Raw genomic sequence first — 6,161 nt, forward strand, 5'->3', positions numbered from 1 at the left:
TGGCCGCCCGAGACCAAAGAATTCATGCTCAAGCAAGAGAACGCTCTGATGATTCCGGCGCCGTTCTCGCCGCTGCATTGAGGGCGGAGGACGTCCGAAATCGCTCTCCTAGGAGGATTTATGAAGCGACTGATGCTCATCACGGCGCTCCCGTTTGTCTTGATCGCATCGCTCGCGTGGAGCGCCGACCGGATCAGAATCGGCTATAGCTCCATAAGCGGCTCGTACATCGGCCTGTGGGTCGCACACGATGCCGGGCAGTTCGCCAAGGAGGGACTCGAAGACCAGTTGATCCTCATTCCCAGCGGCAGCCAACTGGCCCAAGTCATCGTCTCCGGCGAAATCGAGATCGGCTCTCTCAACGGCAGCTCCGCTATGGCCGCCGCCCTCCAGGGCGCCGACATCAAGATCATCGGAAACAATACGAACAAGATGATTTTCTCCATCTATGCGAGACCGGAAATCAAGAACGTCGAAGGGCTCAAAGGAAAAAAAATCGGCGTCACTCGCTTTGGGTCAAGCACCGACATCTCGGCCAGGTTTGCCCTCAGAAAGCATCATCTTGATCCGCAAAAGGATGTAACGATCATTCAAATGGGTGCGATGAGTTCCATCGCAGGCGCACTCCAGAGCGGCGCTATCGACGCCGGCTTGGTCTCTCCTCCGACTCTCTTCGCTATGGACAAACTCGGCTTCAAAGAGATGGTGAATATCACCGACATGGATCTTCCTTTTCCCAATCCGTCGTTGGTCGTCCAGGGAGGCATCCTGCGGAACAAGCCTGAAGTGATCGACCGGTTCATGCGCGCCTATGCGCGCGGCATCCATCGGGCCAGAACCGACAAAGAACTGACGCTCAAATCGCTGGCTAAATATACCAAGGTAGAGGATGCCACCGTTCTGCAGCAAGCCTACGATCTCTACGTCGGCAAAGTTTTGGAAAAAGCGCCTTACATCAATATGGCCGGGATGCGGAACGCGCTGGACGATCTAGCCAAAACGGTTCCCGCAGCGAAAAATGTCAAGCCGGAGCAATTTATCGAGCAGCGCTTTCTGGACAATCTGGAAAAAGGCGGCCTGCTGAAGGAGCTTTACCGCTAATCCGAATTTCCCTTTGTCTGCCATCCAGAACCATGCTCTACAAGACACTCGTGCGCCCGCTGATGTTTCTCCGGGACGCGGAAAAAACACATGAGCAGACGCTCGCGTGCCTCGCCCGCCTGGGTTTTTTAGAAGGCGCGCTGGAGAATTTTTTTTGCGTCGATGACGACCGCCTTCAAGTTCGCGTCGGCTCGCTGACGTTCGCCAATCCGGTGGGCCTCGCCGCCGGCTTCGACAAAAACGGCGTCGCGATTAAAACCTGGCCGGGATTCGGATTCGGATTCGTCGAGATCGGCGCCGTCACGGCGCAGGCGCAGCCGGGCCAGTCCAAGCCGCGTCTCTTCCGTCTTCCCGACGACGACGCGTTGATCAATCGCCTCGGATTCAACAACGAAGGCGCGGAGGCCATCGGCGCCAAACTCAAAGCGCTGCGGGCGAACGGGCGCCCGCTCAAGATTCCGCTCGGCATCAACATCGGGCGCACCAAAATCGTCGCCACGAAAGACGCGGCGGTGGATTATCTTTTCACTTTCGAGAGACTTTTTGCCTTTGGAGACTACTTCACCTTGAACGTCAGCTCTCCGAACACGCCGGAGCTGCGCGATCTGCAGCAGAAGGGACATCTCGCGACGCTGTTGGAGACGATCCAGACGAAAAATCGCGAGTTGGCGCGGAACTCAAGAATCCAGGACAGGCCGGTTTTCGTCAAGATCGACCCGGACATGGAGCTCGATCAGGTCGATGAGATCATCGCGGTAGCTCAAGCGCAGAAAATCGCCGGCATCGTCGCGACCAACGCGAGCGCCTTTTTGCGCGAGAACCTGACGGCACGGGTCGACGAGCCGGGCGGGCTTAGCGGCAAGCCGCTCCGGGCGAGAGCGACCGCGTTCATCCGGCACATTTACAAACGAACTCGCGGCGGCATGCCGATCATCGGCGCGGGAGGAATTTTCACCGCCGCAGACGCGTACGAAAAAATCCAGGCCGGCGCCTCGGCGGTGCAGATCCTGACTGGATTCGTCTACGAAGGTCCCGGCGCTGTGAAGCGGATCAACCGGGGGTTGCTCAGGCTCATCGAGCGCGACCGATTCAAAAATATTTCCGCGGCGGTCGGCACCGCGGCATGAGGGGTCACGGATTGATCGTCAACGTTAAAGTTTTCTGGTCGCTGCCTCCCAGTGGGTCGGTTACCTCAACCGTGAGACCCGAACTGATGGCCGCAGTGGGCACGCCGGAAATGATGCCCATACTTTGATCAAGCTGTAATCCGTTTGGAAGCGCGCCGGAAATCAACGACCACGTGAAGGGTTTCTTTCCGCGAACGGCGTTCAGTTCCGCCCGGTAGTTTTGGTTGACCCTGCCTGTTTTCAATCTTTGATTAACGATTCTCAAGGGCTTTCGCACGGTGATATCGAAGCGTTTCCTCACGGTTGTTCCAACTTGATCTGTGACTTGCAGTGTAAAAAAGAACTTATCCGACCGGGTGGGCATGCCGGCGATGCTATCGGAGCTTACCGTTGTCAGCCACACGGGCCGTCCGTTCACCCTGGCCACCGTGTACGGCGGTGTTCCACCGAGGATTTCCAGATCGGCGCTGTAGTTAACTTCCACCTCACCGTCTGGAAGAGAAGAGGCATTGATAAAAAACGGGACTGCGCTCGAAATACGGTAAATCTTGCCTTCTAAAAGAGAGAGGACATAAAGAAAACCGTCCGGCCCCACTTTCAAATCCGTGATATAGCTAAACCCGGTGCCGAAAACGATCTCATCGAAGTTGTCGCCGTTGTCCACCACGAGATCCGAAAGGCCGGGTGTAGAAAATTTAAATCCATTCCGTAATGCGTTGGGCTGAAAACGATAGAGAATGTCATTGTTCACATTGCCGACGAACACGTCGTTTTCGTACTGTGGACCTAACTGCGGTGACTCGAAAAATACAATGGCTGTGACGCCGATCGGATTTTGCCAGGAGAATTTGGGGTCGGCATAATGCGAACCAGCAAGTGAAAACAGATCGGACAGGTTGTCCGGGTCGCGACTGTCGGGACCCATGATCTTTTCCCAGCCGCTGTTGAAGCCGGGCTCGATGAGATTGATTTCATCGTAAACGTTCGGCCCGTTTTCGGTATCCCATAGTTTGCCCGTTACAGGGTCGAAAGCTATGCCGAAGGAGTTGCGAATGCCGTAGGCATAGTACTTGTTAACGGGATCTCCCAACGAGAAGAAAGGATTGTTTATTGGAACTGTGCCATCGTCGTTGAGTCTCAGAATAACGGAAGTATCGTCTGGTGGATTCCCGGTCGAAACATTCTGAAGCTGGCCGTTCTGGCCGAGATCGCCAATGATCACGTAAAGTTTTCCGTCGGGGCCAAAGGTTATAACCCCACCGTTGTGCCCCCCGGAGCTCGGCAGATTTAAAATCAGCGTGGGGTTAATTAGAGCGGTGCCGTCCCAAACAAATCGATAAACGCGATTCCCAACGGCAGAGCTGAAAACATCACTACCCGTACTGCTCTCGGTATAATAAAGATATACGAAGGGAGTCGTTGGAAAATCGGGGTGGATGGCAATACCTAGAAGTCCGCCTTCGCCGGCGAAATCGACAGCGACGTCCAAAACTTCTCCGGACTGAAGAACCCCGTTGATGACACGGCGAACCCGGCCGTCATCCTTCTGCAGAACCAGGATGTCGTCGCGTCCGATAAACGCCATCGTCGTCGGAGAGCTCAAACCGGAAACAATCTCGGTGACTTGAAGATTTGGATCTATGAGCGATGGCGCGGAAAAGCATGGAGAGGCAGAGAGGAGGAAAAGTAGTAACAGGGCGAAGCGCGGCAACATTAAACCTCAGGGATTGATCGTCAACGTGAGGGTTTCTTGGTCCACGCCGCCGAGCGGATCGGCGACCTGAAAGGTAAGATCGACCGTTGCGGACGACGTTGGCCTGCCTCTGAGCACGCCGCTCGTGTTAAATACCAACCCGGCCGGAATCGCTCCGGACACCAATGACCACGTGTAGGGCCTTCTCCCTCCAATGGCGCTAAGCACCTTCCTGTAAGGCCTGCCCGCTTTGCCGACTTTTAGAGTTGTCGTCTCGATGTCCAAGGCATTGACGACCTGAAGCATGAATTGCCCGCTGGTGACCGCACCGACGTTGTCGGTGACTTCTAGCGTAAAGACGAATTTTCCTGTGACGGTCGGAGTGCCGGTGATGCCCAGAGGATCGGTTAAGAGACCGGCAGGAAGGGCTCCACCGGTCAGAGCGACTGTATATGGCGCTGTGCCGCCGCCGATCCCAAGGTCTGCGCTGTACGCCGCGTCCGCTTCCGCCAATGGAAGAGCGACAGCGCCGATGAAAAGCGGCGTGACCGCGAGCGAGATGCGGTAGATCGCGCCGGCGCCGATGGACACGAGGTAGAGAAAGCCGTCCGGCCCGACTTTCAAGTCCGTGATGCCGTTGAAGCCGGTGCCCAAAATCACCTCGTTGGACTGACCGCTCTGGTCGATGACGTGATCCAACAGCGCCGGGTTGGTGAAAATAAATCCGTCGCGCGCCGGATTCGGCTCAAAATGGTAGAGGATGCCGTTGTTGACGTCGCCTACAAAAACATCGTTCTCGTACTTTGGCCCCAACTGCGCCGAGTCGAGAAAAACGATTCCCGTCACGCCGACCGGGTTGCGCCAGGAGAACTTGGGGTCGGCGTAATGCGAGCCGGCAAGCGAAAACAAGCTCGACACGCTCTGCGGATCGCGGCGATCCGGCCCCATGATTCGTTCCCATCCGCTGTTGAATCCCGGCTCGACCATGTTGATCTCATCGTATGCGTCGGGGCCGTTTTCAGTGTCCCATAACTTGCCCGTAACGGGATCGAAAGCCATGCCGAAAGAGTTCCGGATCCCATAGGCGTAGTACTTGTCCACGGGTGTTCCCAGGGAAAAGAAAGGGTTGTCTGGCGGAACTGAGCCGTCGTCGTCAAGCCGCAAAATGACCGAGGTATCGTCGGGGGCCGAACCGCCGGGAAAATTTTGCAGTTGGCCGTTTCGATTGAGATCGCCGATGATCACGTAAAGTTCTCCGTCCGGACCGAAAGTTATCACGCCGCCGTCGTGATTGGGCCCGGGCGTTGCCGGAAGGTCCAGTATTAGTTGCGGGTTGATGAGCGCGGAGCCACCCCAAGTGTAGCGGTAAACACGGTTTCTCAGCGGCGTGCCGCTTTCCGTGTAATAGAGGTATACGAACTGGTTGCTGCCGAAGTTGGGATGGATCGCGATGCCCAAAAGGCCGCGCTCGGAATTGTTATTGACGTTGACGTTCAAAACATCGCCGGCTTGCAAAACACCGCCGATGACACGGCGGACTTTTCCGTTGTTTTTCTCCAAGACGAGGATGTCATCGGGTGCGATGAAAGCCATCGTCGTCGGCAAATTCAAGCCGGAAACGACTTCCGTGACCTGAAGACTAGCATCTCTAAGCGACAGCGCGGCAAAAGAGGAGGAGGCTGAAAAAATAAACCCGGCGAGAAATAGATAGAACGCTTTCATGCTTAAAAACGCCTGTAGTATACCGCCATACCGCGCAAATCTCCATCGGCGAGCCTTCTCCGCTCATATCCGCGTATTCCTTCGAATGACTTGCATTTCTACCGCCTACTGCCTCTTGCCTAATGCCTATGACTCGGTTACCGTTCTCGCATGCCGCGCCGATTCATCATCGAGGTAGAAAAAGATTATTTCAATTTCGCCTCGGCCCACTTTCTGGTTTTTGCCAACGGCAAGCGCGAAGCGCTCCACGGCCATAATTATCAGGTCTCGGTCGCGGTCGAGGGGGATTTGGATCGCGCCGGCGTCGTGCTCGACTTCATCGCCTTCAAGCCGCTGGTCAAACAAATTTGCGACGAGCTGGACCACCGCACGCTCATCCAGCGCGATTCTTCCGCGCTGAAAATTCGCCGCGGCGACGGCCACGTCGTCGTGCTGTATCGGGACCAGCGCATCGTGCTCCCGCGGCGCGACGCGCTGCTGCTGCCGATCGCCAACACCAGCACCGAGCTGCTGGCGGA

The 6,161-nt window shown here is 56.2% G+C and carries 5 protein-coding genes; 3 read left to right on the plus strand and 2 right to left on the minus strand.

Annotated features, from left to right (window positions below):
* The first annotated feature begins 120 nt into the window (after positions 1-120).
* Together VGL70_17140 and VGL70_17145 are read left to right on the plus strand one after the other, a co-directional pair.
* Entirely contained in the window at positions 121-1,101 is a 981-nt protein-coding gene (locus VGL70_17140; GenBank protein HEY3305251.1) for an ABC transporter substrate-binding protein, read from the plus strand.
* A gap of 32 nt (positions 1,102-1,133) precedes the next feature.
* Complete coding sequence (locus tag VGL70_17145) at positions 1,134-2,228, plus strand: quinone-dependent dihydroorotate dehydrogenase (protein HEY3305252.1); 1,095 nt, start codon at positions 1,134-1,136, stop codon at positions 2,226-2,228.
* A gap of 4 nt (positions 2,229-2,232) precedes the next feature.
* On the opposite strand, the gene VGL70_17150 is transcribed toward VGL70_17145, so the two are convergent.
* Both VGL70_17150 and VGL70_17155 read right to left on the minus strand, forming a co-directional pair.
* On the minus strand, positions 2,233-3,942 hold the full coding sequence (locus tag VGL70_17150) for a PQQ-dependent sugar dehydrogenase (GenBank protein ID HEY3305253.1): 1,710 nt from the start codon (positions 3,940-3,942) through the stop codon (positions 2,233-2,235).
* A gap of 6 nt (positions 3,943-3,948) precedes the next feature.
* On the minus strand, positions 3,949-5,643 hold the full coding sequence (locus tag VGL70_17155) for a PQQ-dependent sugar dehydrogenase (GenBank protein HEY3305254.1): 1,695 nt from the start codon (positions 5,641-5,643) through the stop codon (positions 3,949-3,951).
* Positions 5,644-5,793: 150 nt separating this feature from the next.
* Here VGL70_17155 and VGL70_17160 point away from each other — a divergent pair.
* A partial coding sequence (locus tag VGL70_17160) for a 6-carboxytetrahydropterin synthase (protein HEY3305255.1) occupies positions 5,794-6,161 on the plus strand: 368 nt, incomplete at its 3' end.

This window comes from Candidatus Binatia bacterium, assembly GCA_036504975.1.
Taxonomy (GTDB): Bacteria; Desulfobacterota; Binatia; order UBA9968; family UBA9968; genus JAJPJQ01.

Coding starts and splice junctions, on each gene's coding strand:
- VGL70_17140 (HEY3305251.1), top strand. CDS start 121: ATGAAGCGACTGATGCTCATCACGGCGCTCCCGTTTGTCTTGATCGCA.
- VGL70_17145 (HEY3305252.1), top strand. CDS start 1,134: ATGCTCTACAAGACACTCGTGCGCCCGCTGATGTTTCTCCGGGACGCG.
- VGL70_17150 (HEY3305253.1), bottom strand. CDS start 3,942: ATGTTGCCGCGCTTCGCCCTGTTACTACTTTTCCTCCTCTCTGCCTCT.
- VGL70_17155 (HEY3305254.1), bottom strand. CDS start 5,643: ATGAAAGCGTTCTATCTATTTCTCGCCGGGTTTATTTTTTCAGCCTCC.